This is a genomic window from Nitrospira sp. (genome assembly GCA_029194535.1).
GTDB lineage: Bacteria > Nitrospirota > Nitrospiria > Nitrospirales > Nitrospiraceae > Nitrospira_C.
On record JARFXR010000002.1, the window covers coordinates 759,727 to 773,810 of the forward strand.

A 14,084-nucleotide genomic window follows, 5' to 3' on the forward strand; every position below is an offset into this window, starting at 1 on the left:
GGGGCTCCTTGCGTCCATCAGTCATACGTCGCTGCCGAGGCGATTTTGATTTGATCGTCTCGTGAGACACCCAGATAGGTCAGAACCTGTTCGCCCACCCGCCGGAACACCGGAGCAGAGACCACACCTCCCCAGGATTCGCCCTGGGGCTCGTCGATGACGACGATCATCGCCAAGCGCGGAGCATCAGCCGGCACATACCCGACGAACGAGGCGATCAGCTGCGTACTAGAATACGTCCCGGTTTTCGGATCGATCTTCTGCGCCGTGCCGGTTTTGCCCGCCACGCGAAAGCCCGGAATGGCCGCCTTCGCCCCAGTTCCATCCGTCACAACCCCTTCCAGTACCGCCGTCAGCGTTCTAGCGGTTTCAGGAGACACAACCCGCCGTTTCGCTTGCGGCATGATTTCTTTCTGGAGCGAACCTTTCGCATCTCTGATCTCCGACACCACATACGGCTTCATCATGACACCATGATTGGCGATGGCCGCGACGGCGGACACCAATTGCAAGGGGGTAACGCCGATTTCCTGCCCCATGGAAATCGAAGCCAAGGATCGACGCCCCCAGTCTTTGGGGATTTTGAGCAGTCCGCCGGCCTCTCCCGGCAGATCGATGTCGGTTCGCTGGCCGAAGCCGAAGGCCCGGAGATACCGAAAGAACCGCTGTTCACCCAACGCCATTCCTGTTTTCGCCGCGCCGATGTTGCTGGATTTTTGGATCATTTGGGCAAAGGTCATCCATCCCATTTTTTCGTGATCGTGGATCACCGTGTTGGCGACGGCCATTCGACCGTTCTCCCCAAATATCATGGTGCCGGGCATCATGACCTTCTCTTCAAGAGCCGCCGCCGCGAGAATCACCTTCATCGTGGAGCCGGGCTCATATACATCGGTCAGTGCGCGGTTACGCCAGCGATCCGGCGTCAACGCGCCGACGGCATTCGGGTCGAACCGCGGATTGACGGCCATGGCCAGGATGGCTCCCGTCTGGGGCTCCATCACGATGATGGCACCTCCCTTGGCATGGGCGCGGGTGACGGCTTCCTCGATCTCCTTCTCGGCGATGTATTGAATCACTTCGTCGATGGTCAACGTGAGCGCACTGCCCGGGGTCGGAGGTTTCTCGGCCAATCCCTTCGGAAAGACCGTGCGGCCCAAGGCGTCACGCTGGAGAATGGTGACGCGCTTCTCGCCGTGGAGTTGACTTTCATATCGGTGCTCCAATCCTTCCAGTCCCTGTCCATCCATACCAGCGAATCCGAGGACATGGGAAAGCAGCGGGCCCTTAGGATAGAAGCGGCGCCCCTCCATGACCACACCGATGCCATCCAAAGACAGGCGCTCCAGGCGTTGGCCTTGCTCAAGTTCCACTTTGCGGGCCAGCCACACGAAGCTTTTGTCCTGACGCAACTTCCGTTCAAGCTCATCGCGGCGAACGTGAAGAACGGGGGACAGATACCGCGCCGCTCGAGACGGGCTTTCCAGCGCGGCCGGCACCCCGAAGACCGACGGCACCTCCATGTTCATGGCGAGCACCTTCCCGTGGCGGTCCGTCACTGAACCTCTCGCTCCTTCGAAGGTGACGCTCTTTTGGTGCTGTCGGTCTGCTCTTGCCGTCAATTCCGCAGCCTGCAGAACTTGCAGAGATACCAACCTAGCCAGAATCCCGCAGAACCCCAAGAAGAGCAGACACAGCGTGACGTACCGTCTCCGGGAAAGCACGCCCATCACTATTCTCCCAACCCCGGCCGCTGATGGTTGCGAGCGACTCGAATTTGCGCGACGACCGGCGATTCCGGCATCGGCGCTTCCGGCTGCTGACGGACCAGAAAGACCTGGCCCTGCTGAGGAGGAAGCAACCCGAGCTTCTCCGTGGCCACCTTGGCGATCCGCTCAGGAGCGGCAAGCGCAGATACTCTTACCTGGAGTTGATCTCGCTCGCGGATCAACAGGATTTTCTGAGCCTTCAATCGCTCGATCTGATAACCCAGGCGGACGACATCCACCCGTTCCCAGACGAAGAGAAAGATCAAACCCAGACCCAACAGCATCATCGTCGCCTTCATGATGATGTCACCTCGTGAGTTCGTTCCGCGACGCGAAGCTTCGCGCTCCTGGACCGTGGATTGTGAGCCATCTCTTCCTGCGTGGGCCGTAGCGGCTTCTTCGTTCTGATGGTCAGTTGCGTGTCGGACAATGAACGGAAAGTACGCTTGACGATGCGATCTTCAAGCGAGTGGAACGAGAGCACGCAAAGCCGTCCTCCCGGCTCCAGCACATCTGCGGCTTCGCGCAACGCACGCTCCAGATAGTCAAGCTCTTCATTGACCGCGATTCGAAGCGCCTGAAACGTCCGTGTAGCACAATGGAGGCGGCCTCGCCGATACGGAACAGGAACCGCGCCTTCGATGGTCGAGACCAGCTCTTCGGTCGTTTCCAGCGGCTTTCGCATTCGGTCCCGGACGATCGCTCTGGCGATCCGCCGGGAGAACCGCTCTTCTCCGAACTCAAAGATCATCCTGGCGAGGTCCGCTTCATCCGCATGGTTGACGATTTCCGCTGCGGTTCTTCCAACGGACTGATCCATCCGCATGTCGAGTGGGCCACTCGCCTGAAAACTAAAACCGCGCGCGGGCTCATCAAGCTGGGGAGACGACACGCCGAGATCGAATAGCACACCGCTCACTTTCAAGACGCCGCGGTCGGCGAGATGCCGTTTCAAATCGACAAAGTGTCCCCTGACCAATTCGAGTCGTCCCCCGAAGCGACATAGTTGCGCTTCAGAGGCGTAAATCGCGCGAGGATCACGATCAATTCCGATCAGTCGTCCAGTGGGTGCACTCGATCCCAGGATACTTGCAGCATGCCCACAATAACCCACCGTACAATCAAGCACGACAGTATCTGGGCTGGGTCTTAGCCAAAACAAGATCTCAGTCGGCATGACCGGAACATGCCTCAATGATTCAGAAAATGTCCTGATTCCAGGTTCACCCACTTTCTCCCACTCTTCGGCGGAGTATACTCCAGCCAAAAGTGTTGTCAACAGAAATTCAGAGACTTATACACCTGCGTCCCGTAAGTAGTTTTTCACTCTTACACGCGCCCGACGAGCGTTATATTCGTATACCTTATTATGGAGCCCACAAGAGATCCATTTGAAGCCTGCCCGTCGAAGCGGCCATGTGCGAGGGAAACAGGACGTGATCAGAGAGGAGGACCCTCCTGCGGCATTTTGACTCGGTATTGGCGGACAGGTCACCGTGATGCCTGGGATCATCGAACCGAGCACTGCGATGAATCCGCCAACTCCTTGACAGATTCGAGATCGAACGAGACACTGCGACCATGATGATCATCCCTGTTCTCGACCAGGCAACCGTCTCGACAGGCGGACACGCCAGACTCGCAGCCGTCCTGTTGATTTTGGCCCCCCTCCTGCCGTGTGGCCAGGACGCATTCGCAGCGCCACCCATGGAATTTTGCGCAGGGCGGCCGGCCGATCAACAGTTGCGAGCGTCACAAGGGAAAGGGGCGACCGAGGGACCTTGCGTACCGCTGGTAGAGAAAACCGAGGGAACCGGACAGACTGAGACGACCGGTCGCACCCTGGGTCGACAGCTGAAAGTCGACAACATTGAAGCGGAGGTCGCTTCGTTTCTTCAGCGCTACAACAAATTTCTCGCCTGCTGCAAGACCGATCTCGCTGAACTGGAAGCGGTGGAGGCGATGGGAGACGAGGTCAACGAGTTGCTCGCCCTTGCACAGTCAGGGCTTTTCAGCGAACAGATTAAGGTACGCGGATGGACGATCGGCGAACTGATTCCTCCGGTTGCGCAGGCGCGCGCTGACCTGAAAAAACTTCATGCGCAGCTCGACGAGATTGCGAGAACGCGGGAGCGGCTGGCCAATGGAAATTCCGACACAGCGGCGAGCAACTCCCGCAAGATTCACGAGATCGAGGATGCCATTCAGCGCGATTTTCAACCTCGCCCGGCTCAGGCCGCCCCCAAGACCGGTACGGGAATCGGAGCGAGCCCGTCGGTGGGAACAGGAATCGGCATGACGCCGAAAACCGGAAGCGACATCGGCAGAGGAGGCACGACCGGAGCGGACTTCGGAGTCACCCCCAAAACCGGCCTCGACATCGGGGCGACCGGACCGGTGGGATTCGAAATCGGAACGACGGGACGCGCCGGGGCCGCCGTAGGCGAATCCACTTTGAATACGGATCAGTCCGCGGTCGGCTCCAGCCTTCGCCCGTCTTCCGTGGGATCAAGTCTTTCGGACTCCACGGTCGGATCTACCCTGGGAGGGTCCACGATCGGCTCAGGAATCAGCGACAGCACGATCGGCTCCACCTTAGGTGGCTCGTCCGTCGGGTCAAGCCTTCAGAATCGCGGAACATCTCCCCAGTGAGGCACTTCTCTCCAACCTCCTTCGCTCATTGCCGACCTCTGTCCGGCATGATCGCCGGCATGCCTCCCCAGGTCTCCCCGCCGTCTCCGCTCCGATAGAGGCCGCTGCCGTTGGTTCCAGCATAGAATACTCTCGGATCGGTCGAACTCTGGACAATGCATCGGACGTTGGTGGTGGCAAGCCCTTGGTTCATTGTTCGCCAGGTCAACCCGCCGTCCTCGCTTCGATGGACTCCGTCGCGTCCAGCAAGGTAGATGACCCCCTGCTTCGACCGGTCCAGAATCATGGCGATAATCATTTGATCGGCGAGCGATTCTCCGATTCGTGCCCAAGACTTCGCTCCGTCGGTCGTTCTGTAAAGCCCTGCCAACGTCGCGGCATAAATCGTGTCCGATGCGAACGGATCGACCACAACCGCGGTCACATTGAGCGCGCGCGAAGTCTTGACCATACCGGGCGCCACCAGCCCGTTGTTGACCTTGTCCCAACGGGCCGCCTTGTTCGCGGTTTTATAGACCCCGCCGCTCGTACCGGCGTACAGGATCTCCGGCCTCGAGGCATCCATACCGAGCGTCACCACCATCAGGACTTCCTTCATCCCCTCCATTTTCTTGATCCAGCTGTCCCCGCCGTTGTTCGTCTCAAACACGCCCATCGTCGTGGCGAGATAGATGTGATTGCTGTCCGCCGGATCGAACACGAACTGATTCACGACCGAGGAAATCGTGGCGTCGTCCAACCCGGAACGCATCGAAGTCCAGCGCTGTCCGCCGTCATGACTCTTGAACACGGCGTCCCCTTTCGTCCCTGCGTAGACGGTCGCCGGGTACGTCGGATCCACGGCCATTGAAATGACGCGTGAATGACTCATGCCTTGCGACAGGTTAACCCAAGTCCGTCCTCCATCGCGCGTCTTGTAAATATAGTCGTTCGTCGCCACGTACATAATGTCCGGATTCGTCGGATGGAGTTGGATAAGGACGATCGGATCACTGCGATCGCACCCTTCACATACGACGAGGAAGAGCAGCAGGAGGCAGGTACGTATGGTGGAGAGGCGCGGCACCTCCTGGTCACCGATAGTTCGTAAACCGGAGATCGATCCCGAAGTCTTTTCCCCTGAGGAACGCGATGGCCCCCTGCAACTCATCCTTGCTCTTGCCGAGGATCCGCACTTGCTCCCCTTGAATCTGAGCCTGCACTTTGAGCTTCGACTCCTTGATCGACTTGGCAATCTCTTTCGCTTTGTCCGTGGCCAGGCCACTTTGGATCTTCGACACCTGCCGAACCGTCCCGCTGAGGGCCGGCTCGACGCTCCCATGCGTAAACGCTCGTAAGGAGACTCCGCGCTTCACGCACTTCACCTTGATGATTTCCTGGACCGCGGTCAGCTTGTACTCGTCGTCCGAGACGACCACCAGCTCCATCTCCTTTTCCTTCAGCAGAATCTCGGTCTTGGAATCCTTGAAATCAAACCGTTGCTTGATCTCTTTCGTCGCCTGGTCAAGGGCGTTCTTGAGTTCCTGCATATCGACCTCCGAGACGACGTCAAACGAGAACTGATCAGCCACGTGCGCCTCCTCTCACTTCAATGTCAGCAGCAGCCGCCGAACGGGAGGTTAAAGCCGCGCCGGACGTCCTCATCCTGAATAGCCGGCTGCACCCTCCTCGCAGTGCCTCCACCTGCCATGACGATGACCTCGCTGCTCGTAAACGGCTTCTTCCGAATCACGTATCCGTACCACTGCCTGAAGCTATCCCCCAGGACGATGAGGCCCAAGCTTGCGACCGCCACGACAAGCACCGCGTCCAGATACAGAGAGAATGCCTCACCTCCTGCGACCTTTCCCGCTTTGCCCAAAAACATTCCAAACAGTTCGTACGAGCCGCTGAGGGTGACGACGCCCACAAAGCACATCGGCACAGCCGTCACCCAGAGATATGGTGACTTCCACATTTTAATGAGAACTGTGGTACCGATGCAGAGCGCCAGCGTGCCCAGGAGTTGATTGGCCGCGCCGAACATCGGCCAGATTGTAGAAATATTCCCGGTCCCAATCAGGTAGGCCCAAGCACCCACCACGATAACACTCGTTGCAAAAGCCCCGGGCCACCAGTTCATTTGTCGGAACGGAGCGTATACCCGACCCATCATCTCCTGCACAAGATAGCGTGCGACCCGCGTTCCTGTATCGATGGTCGTCAGGATGAACAGCGCCTCAAAGACTAGCGCGAACTGATACCAGTATGCCATCAGACCGCCCATGCCAGGCAGGGCGGCGAAGATCGACGCCATACCCACGGCCAACGACACTGCCCCACCCGGGCGCCCTTCGATCTCTGTTCCCACCAAGCGAGCGAGTTCAGCAATGTGTACTGGCGCAAACCCCATCGCCGTCAGCGCATCGGCAGAAAGTGTCGTGTTGATCGCCAGATAGTCTCCAGGAATCAGGACCGACGCTGCGATGAGCGCCATCACGCCGACGAAGCTCTCTAGAAGCATGGCTCCGTACCCCACCATCGCATGCGATTCATGCTCGATCATCTTCGGAGTGGTTCCGGACGATACCAGGGAATGGAACCCTGAGACCGCACCACATGCAATCGTGATAAATAAGAAGGGGAACAGCGAGCCGGGAATGATCGGCCCGCCTCCGAGCGCAAATCTCGTCACCCGCGGCATTTCGATGATAGGCGCCATGAGGATAACGCCGAAGCCCAGAAGAAACACGACCCCGAGCTTCATGAACGTGGAGAGATACCCGCGCGGTACAAGCAACATCCAGCCCGGCAGCACCGAGGCCAAGAGCCCGTAGCCGGCAAGGAACCAAATGAGCGTGACCTTGTCGAGTTCAAACATCCATGCATACACCGACTGGGCAACCATGCGGCCGCCCAGCACGGCCAGAATCAGGAGCCCGACCCCCAGGACGGTCACCTCCGCAACGGCCCCCGGGCGAAGCCTATGGAGGTAGAATCCCATCACGAATCCGATGGGAATCGTCATAGCGATCGTAAATGTCCCCCAGGCATTGTGATAGAGGGCATTCACCACGGCGAAGCCGAGCCCCGCCAGCGCCACCACCACGATGAAGAGCACCGCCACGGCCGTGGCCGTTCCCGTAATCGGTCCCAACTCGTCATGCGCGATCTGCGGCAAAGACCGGCCGTTTCGTCGCATCGAGGCAACAAGAACGATGAAGTCCTGCACCGCTCCCGCAAGCACCGCCCCGACGACGAGCCAGAGAAATCCCGGAAGAAATCCGAACTGTGCCGCCAGCACCGGCCCCAAAAGAGGCCCGGCTCCTGCGATGGCCGCGAAATGATGACCGAACAGGACGTACTTGTTGGTCGGGTGAAAATTCACACCGTCGTTCAAACGGACGGCAGGGGTGACCCGCCGATCATTCAACTCTGCGACCTGACAGGCAAGCCAGCGCCCGTAATACCGGAAAGCCAGTACGTATAGGCATGCGGCCGCCACGACAAGCCAGAGACCGTTCACTTTTTCTGTGGGATTGATCAGACCGCCCACGTAACCGAAAGCCACTGCTCCCAGTCCAGCGAGCAATATCCAGATCGCACGCATCATGACCGACATTCGCGGCATCCTACCATAAAGATTCGGAGGGAAAAGAGAGAAGATTGCCACTGAGTCTCGCACGCTCAGTATCAGGCTCAACTTCTGCCGTCTTGTCGGAAGGTTGCCGAAGGGGTGTGCGATTGCGCAGATCGTTCCGTTTTCACGCGAATCCACTAGGCTGGGTGTGGAAGAAGTACGCTGAAGAGTTATACTTATTCCACTTTGCAATCGACTTTGGAGCGTTCGCCGCCAAGCCTAGGGTAATCCCGCGGACATGCGGCGACCGATTTGACACGATGCGATGGCTGATTCGCTCTGTCGTAGCAGTGTTGCTGCTCATCTTGCTGGGCGCTGCGTATCAAGCCGTTGACATGGCACTGGACAGTCAACGATATCCGCCCCCGGGAAGACTCATTGACGTCGGTGGGCACGAGCTTCACCTCTATTGTACGGGCGAAGGCAGTCCCACTGTCGTCCTCGAATCGGCGAGTATCGGCTGGTCGGTCTATTGGACGAAGATCCAATCCGATCTGACCCGGCTCACACGTATTTGCTCGTATGACCGAGCCGGACTGGGTTGGAGTGAGCGTGGACCATCGCCGCGAACGGGGCGGCGGATTGCGGATGAGCTTCACACCCTGCTCGCTCGCGCCAGAGTATCAGGACCCTATATTTTCGTCGGCCATTCGCTCGGAGGGTTCGTGGCCAGGCTGTACCACGAATCCTACCGGGAGGACGTCGTCGCGATGGTATTGGTCGATGCTGACCACGAACGGCAGTTTGACGAAGCGGAGTTCCGGAAATTCATCGCTTCAGCCAAGACGGCTTTCCCGATCCTCGGAGCGGCCACCACGCTCGGGATCACACGGCTCCTGCTGACGTTGGATGTCCTGCCGCCGCTGTTTGCCAGACAGGAGGAGCGCGCCCCTCCGGAGATCCGCCCCATGTTGCGGGCCGGCTGGGCAAGAACCCGCTACTTCGCCACCATGGCGGATGAGCAAGCCTCGCTGGAAGAAACCTCGTCCCAGGTCAAGCGCTCGGGTCGGCTCGGCGACCTTCCACTCATCGTCGTGACTGCGACGGGACCGACGTGGTGGCCCGACATGCCGCAAGGATTGGATAGCTCACGATTTCGTCATATGCGGCTCAATCTCCAGGCCGATCTATTGAAGCTTTCCACCAACAGTCGCCAGATCTTTGCAGACCGAAGCAGTCACTTTGTCAACTTCGACCAACCCGAGATTATCGTCGAGCAAGTCAGACAACTGGTCGAGTTCCGCAGACTCGTACAACGAACGGGTGGCAGGTAGCAGACTGAGCTCGCTTGAGCCGGCATCGGTGGATCTCGCCCCTGAAAATCGTCGCCCTCTACGCCTGCGGTGGGCCTCTATGTGGAATCGGCCGGCGTGAGCCGCCAGCCGTCCTTGAGCGGTCCGCTCCCCCCTTACGGGGAATATTCGATGGTGGCGGGAACCGATTAGACTCCTGCCGATCATGGACATCGTCCGACCCTACCATCGTGGGCTCTACCGTCTGTCGGTCAGCTACCCAGCAATGTATTGCCTGCTCTCGACGATCGGAGAAGGCGTCATCGTCAATCTGTCGGCTCTAGGTTGTACGATGCAGACCGACAGGCCCATGCCTCCAGGACGCAGCGTCTCGCTCAGGTTGCTTCTGCCGGATCGCCATGAATCTCTTCCCATCGATCTCGGGCAAGTGCGATGGGTTGACGGCAACCGGGCGGGAATCGAATTCACGAAGGTCGACCGGAGCGCGAATCTTCGCCTGCACAGTTTCGTGTGGGATCTGATGGTCGAGCGGATCCATTGCATTCAGCGTGAGCGCGTCACCTCCTAGGCGTCATTCGTCGACCCTCCTGGCTTGCCGATCAGCGCTAGGCACAGCAACCCGACGGAGATCCACACCAGTTCACGAAAGCGCCGCAAGAGCGCGAAGGCGACTCCGACAACCTCGCTATAGCCGAATGCCCGCAGCAGCAACAGATTGCCTGCATCCTGGGCACCCAGACTTCCGGGAATGAAGAATGTTCCTCCCTTGATCAAGACCGACAATGCGCCGATCGAAACCGCCGACAGCATGTCGGCCGGACCGCCGAGGCAATAGATAATGACGTAGACTTCGATCGCTTCCGCAAGCCATCCCAGTAAGTACAGCCCCGTGGAGATGTAGAACATGAGCCGGCGTTCCGTATAGAAGTTCAAGATTGTCCGGTCGAGCGATCGGAGTTGCTCTGCCCGACGCTCCAGAACCTCTAACCGCCACCCGAGCTTCCGGATCAGTTCCAGCGTCCAGGTGAAGAGACCCCGCCGCTGCACCAGCACGAACGCCGCCGTCCCGAAAAGCAATAATCCCACACTCAGAATGGCGCCCGTGACGATCTGACCGGACGACCCGGTCGGGCCCAGAACCCACAGGCCGATGGCGATCCCCACGATAATGAACAACACCTGGGCGATCGTCATGGTGGTCTTAGCGATGACCACGGATGCCAACCCCTCGACCACGGGCACTCCGTCCCGCTGGAGGAGGTAGGCCTTCAATGGCTCTCCCCCGACGTAGGCAGTCGGAGTAGTCATGTTGACTACTTCCCCCGCCATCCGGATCATCAAAAGACGCCAGAATGGGACCCGTTCCGATCCCTCGAGCGCGACCTTCCAGCCGTAGCCCTCGACCAGATACATGAGGAGTGAAGGCGCGAGAATCGACAGGAGCGCCGCCGGACCGAGCCTGTGAACTGCGCGGTAAATCTCCGTTGGGCCGATGTACCAGACGAGAAACGCAAGCGTGAAGAGACCGATAACGAGAAGCAGCCGCTTAACCACGGCCGGTCGAGGGAAACCGAACCACCCAGAGCATAATCGCCGCGAAGGTCAAGGATCCGATCGCCGCGAGCCACAGAAACCAGTCCAGCTTGCCGAGGAGGGCGAACAACAGGACGATGACAGAAAAATCCCGGCTCGCCACATTCTGCAGAATGAATTCGGAGCGCGCTGCATGCGCGAGACTCTTCCACCCGTTCGTTGCTCTGATCCTCTGGGCCTTGCCCACCAGTACGAATGACAGGGCATTTCCCAGAATTGCGGCAGCCCCCAAGGCTAACGGCGCCCAAGCGTACGGGAACCCCGAGCCGGCAATATAGCTCCCCCAGGCGATTCCTCCGAAGATCGCCATATGGACGACATTATCCATGGCAATGTCGAGCCAGGCTCCGAACGACGACTCGGTGAAGGTCAGCCGCGCGATTTCACCGTCGCTGCAGTCGATGACCGCAGCCAACTGGAAGAGCACCGCTGCGGCGAGACCAGCGGCGTACGTCCCCCTCGCAAATCCCGCCGCCGCTGCCAGACCCACAAAAGTGGCCAGCATGGTCACAGTGTTCGGCGATAACCCGAGCGCGAGAAAGACCCGTGTGAACCTTCGGGACAGAATCCGATTGAAATACCGGTCGACGACGCCTTCGAGGTCGCTTCTGAGCGATGCAAACAGCTGACTCTCGGCCGCTCGCAGGTCACGGGAGTTCCGTACCGCCCGGTACCACTGAGCCTGGTTCGAGTCGGTCGAAAAGACACGTAACCGGCCGGTCGCCGCCGCCTGCTCGATCCATCGACGAACAGGAACGGTACCGGACTGGCACATCGCCGGTCCTGTGGCGCTCAACAGGCTCGCCGGCAGCACCACCAGATCCGCTGCCTCGGCCACGCTCGATTCCGCGAACCGGCGGATCGACTCGACATCGCCCTGAATCGTCCCCTGGTGATGCCGCCGGAGCCCGACGACAATCGCCTGTCCTTCCTGAACGTCCCGTCGGAGCTGTTCGACCAACTCACGCGAAAAGATACCGGCTGCTCCGGACACCAGACAGAAGCCGCGAACCTCAGCGGCCAACGCTTCCCAAGTCCGAGGGTCATCCAACGGAAATTCCCGAACGGGCATCCAACGGACCGGGATCGTCACGCGAGGTCCCTTGCCGAGAGCTTGCTTGAGCGCGTCTTCCTCCACCCCGGCTACCACAATCAGCTGCCGGATGCCCGCGCGTTGAAAGGTCAACACGGCGCGCTGGAACAGGCCGATGCCCACAATCGGCGTCAGCGGCCCGACTGCTCCGCCGACCGGCGCCCCGGACAGGTCCACAGACGGGAGCAGGATGGCGGTTGAGAGCCCCTGCAGATCGGCCTGTTGGTCAAGCAAACTCTCGCCCATGTCGGGCTGTCCTCTTAGGTTGTGCACCATCGCGACAGGAAATCGCGAGATGAATGCGCATCACAATTTCGGCAGCACATCCCGCTCGGCTTTCTCCACGTCCTCGGCGAAATCGATCTCGGTCCAGGGCAAGCCCCCGATTTTTTCATGCCCCACTTTCACATCCCTGAAGAATTCCAGTAACGCATCTTCGTACTCCATCTGCCAGGCTTCCCGGTCCACGTACCTCCTGAGAGATGCAACGATATGTGGAGTATCCGCCGCTCTGACCCTGAGAAACCCGACGCCTTCTCCCGCATAGTCGTAATGCAGCGGCAGACGCTTGGTCAGCGCGACGACGCGACCGCCCTCGACGACCACCATACATTCTTCTCCGGTCTGTTTGACCGATTCATCCATCAGCAGGGCGTTGGGATACTCGGACTGCACGAGTCTTCGGAGGATCTCACGATGAAACAGCACGTCCGCATCCATAATGACGACGTCATCGTCCAAGACCGTACGCGCCTCCCACAGAGAAGAAATGCTGCCGCGATGGAATTGCTCATTGACGAGGAAGTTCACCCGCACCCCGTGGGAATTGGCATCCACGGCCGCCCGAATCATCTCCTGTTTGTATCCGACGACGATATCCGCTCGGGCCACACCGACCTCTCCCAGTGATCGCAGATAGCGGTGAAGCAGACTCCGGCCGCCGATCTCGATCAGACATTTGGGGCGATGCTGTGTCAGAGGCCAGAGCCGCTTGCCGACGCCGGCGGCGAGAATGACGGCTTTCATGCGGGCGCGCAAATCCGTTCCACGGCGTCGAGAAATGCCGTGAACTGTGCTTCGGTCAATGCTCCCATGTTGGCCACCCGAAAAATCTTGTTCTCCAGATTACCCTGACCGGCATAGATGACATACCCCTGCGCCTTCAATTGATCATGGAGAACCTGGTAGGACAACCCCTCCGGCAGATAGTAGGCGGTGATCGTGTTGGATTGGCGATCCGGCGTCAGAACCGGTTTCAGGCCGAGTTTGGCCATTCGCTCTCGGATCAACGTCGCCATCTTCTTATAGCGCTGGATGCGCCGGGAGACCCCTTCTTCCAGCAGTTCATTGAGCGCCTCGTCAAATGCATAATACAGCTGCACCGCCGGCGTGAACGGGATGATACCTTGTCCTTGATCGTTCACATAATGGGTGAGATGGAGATACCAGGAGCGCTTGGGATACGCCCGCATCCGTTCCAGGAATCCCCGACGCAGGAGCACAAACGACACGCCCGGAAATCCCTGGATGCACTTCCCCGCGGTCCCGCCGACCATGTAGATGTGATTGCCGGCGATGTCGAGCGGTTCACCGCCCAAAGCGCTGACGGCGTCCAGTATGAACACACGGTTTTGACTGTCGACGACCTCCGCGATTTCCTTGACCGGATTGATCAAACCGGTCGTAGTCTCATGATGCACCATCGCCACCGCATGGACTTCCGGATGCTGTCTGAGGGCCAGCCGCAATCGCTCGGGGTCCGGCGGCACGGTCCACTCGTATTTCAGTTCGGAGACGCCCAAACGATGAATGCCCACCATCTGGGAAAGCCGCTCGCCATACACTCCATTGTTCAGGACCAGCATGCGTTTACCGTGCGGGAGAGAGGACAGTACGGCGGCTTCGACGGCAGACGTTCCGGAGCCCGTGATCAGCACGGCGGCATAGTCGCCTTCCACTCCCGGCACGAAGGCCTTCAGCAGCTTGGATTGAATCCCGGCCAGGAGATCGGAGAATTCCGATTCCCGGTGACATATGTCCTGCCGAAGGAGAGCCTGCCTGACCCTGTCGGACACGTTCACAGGCCCCGGATTCAACAACATCAT

13 protein-coding genes are annotated in these 14,084 nt (G+C 59.3%); 3 read left to right on the forward strand and 10 right to left on the reverse strand.

Annotated elements, in window-relative coordinates; genetic code table 11:
• Positions 1–17 precede the first annotated feature (17 nt).
• From P0111_15065 to rsmH, 3 genes are read right to left on the reverse strand one after another with little or no spacing between them, the layout of a single operon-like run.
• Positions 18–1,730: a penicillin-binding protein 2 gene (locus tag P0111_15065; protein ID MDF0645349.1), complete on the reverse strand. Its 1,713-nt coding sequence runs from the start codon at positions 1,728–1,730 to the stop codon at positions 18–20.
• A 2-nt stretch (positions 1,731–1,732) separates the two neighbouring features.
• Entirely contained in the window at positions 1,733–2,068 is a 336-nt protein-coding gene (locus P0111_15070; GenBank protein MDF0645350.1) for a hypothetical protein, read from the reverse strand.
• Complete coding sequence (gene rsmH / locus P0111_15075) at positions 2,065–3,000, reverse strand: 16S rRNA (cytosine(1402)-N(4))-methyltransferase RsmH (protein MDF0645351.1); 936 nt, start codon at positions 2,998–3,000, stop codon at positions 2,065–2,067. The genes P0111_15070 and rsmH overlap by 4 nt, the downstream gene beginning before the upstream one ends.
• Before the next feature lie 350 nt (positions 3,001–3,350).
• Here rsmH and P0111_15080 point away from each other — a divergent pair, with 350 nt between their 5' ends.
• On the forward strand, positions 3,351–4,421 hold the full coding sequence (locus P0111_15080) for a hypothetical protein (protein MDF0645352.1): 1,071 nt from the start codon (positions 3,351–3,353) through the stop codon (positions 4,419–4,421).
• A 25-nt stretch (positions 4,422–4,446) separates the two neighbouring features.
• On the opposite strand, the gene P0111_15085 is transcribed toward P0111_15080, so the two are convergent.
• Genes P0111_15085 through P0111_15095 form a run of 3 tightly spaced genes read right to left on the reverse strand, consistent with a single transcriptional unit; the run spans position 4,447 to position 8,022 of the window.
• Complete coding sequence (locus P0111_15085) at positions 4,447–5,487, reverse strand: hypothetical protein (GenBank protein ID MDF0645353.1); 1,041 nt, start codon at positions 5,485–5,487, stop codon at positions 4,447–4,449.
• A 7-nt stretch (positions 5,488–5,494) separates the two neighbouring features.
• Entirely contained in the window at positions 5,495–5,992 is a 498-nt protein-coding gene (locus P0111_15090) for a YajQ family cyclic di-GMP-binding protein (protein ID MDF0645354.1), read from the reverse strand.
• Between the two features lie 23 nt (positions 5,993–6,015).
• Positions 6,016–8,022, reverse strand: a complete 2,007-nt coding sequence (locus P0111_15095) for a carbon starvation CstA family protein (protein MDF0645355.1) — start codon at positions 8,020–8,022, stop codon at positions 6,016–6,018.
• Between the two features lie 278 nt (positions 8,023–8,300).
• Here P0111_15095 and P0111_15100 point away from each other — a divergent pair, with 278 nt between their 5' ends.
• Both P0111_15100 and P0111_15105 read left to right on the forward strand, forming a co-directional pair.
• Complete coding sequence (locus P0111_15100) at positions 8,301–9,314, forward strand: alpha/beta hydrolase (protein ID MDF0645356.1); 1,014 nt, start codon at positions 8,301–8,303, stop codon at positions 9,312–9,314.
• 184 nt (positions 9,315–9,498) lie between these two features.
• On the forward strand, positions 9,499–9,861 hold the full coding sequence (locus P0111_15105) for a PilZ domain-containing protein (GenBank protein MDF0645357.1): 363 nt from the start codon (positions 9,499–9,501) through the stop codon (positions 9,859–9,861).
• On the opposite strand, the gene P0111_15110 is transcribed toward P0111_15105, so the two are convergent.
• From P0111_15110 to P0111_15125, 4 genes are read right to left on the reverse strand one after another with little or no spacing between them, the layout of a single operon-like run.
• Complete coding sequence (locus tag P0111_15110; protein MDF0645358.1) at positions 9,858–10,847, reverse strand: lysylphosphatidylglycerol synthase transmembrane domain-containing protein; 990 nt, start codon at positions 10,845–10,847, stop codon at positions 9,858–9,860. The two genes, P0111_15105 and P0111_15110, sit on opposite strands and share 4 nt — an antisense overlap.
• Positions 10,840–12,225: a CDP-alcohol phosphatidyltransferase family protein gene (locus tag P0111_15115; GenBank protein MDF0645359.1), complete on the reverse strand. Its 1,386-nt coding sequence runs from the start codon at positions 12,223–12,225 to the stop codon at positions 10,840–10,842. The genes P0111_15110 and P0111_15115 overlap by 8 nt, the downstream gene beginning before the upstream one ends.
• Before the next feature lie 60 nt (positions 12,226–12,285).
• Positions 12,286–13,005: a phosphocholine cytidylyltransferase family protein gene (locus P0111_15120; GenBank protein ID MDF0645360.1), complete on the reverse strand. Its 720-nt coding sequence runs from the start codon at positions 13,003–13,005 to the stop codon at positions 12,286–12,288.
• On the reverse strand, positions 13,002–14,084 hold the full coding sequence (locus P0111_15125) for an aminotransferase class V-fold PLP-dependent enzyme (protein ID MDF0645361.1): 1,083 nt from the start codon (positions 14,082–14,084) through the stop codon (positions 13,002–13,004). The genes P0111_15120 and P0111_15125 overlap by 4 nt, the downstream gene beginning before the upstream one ends.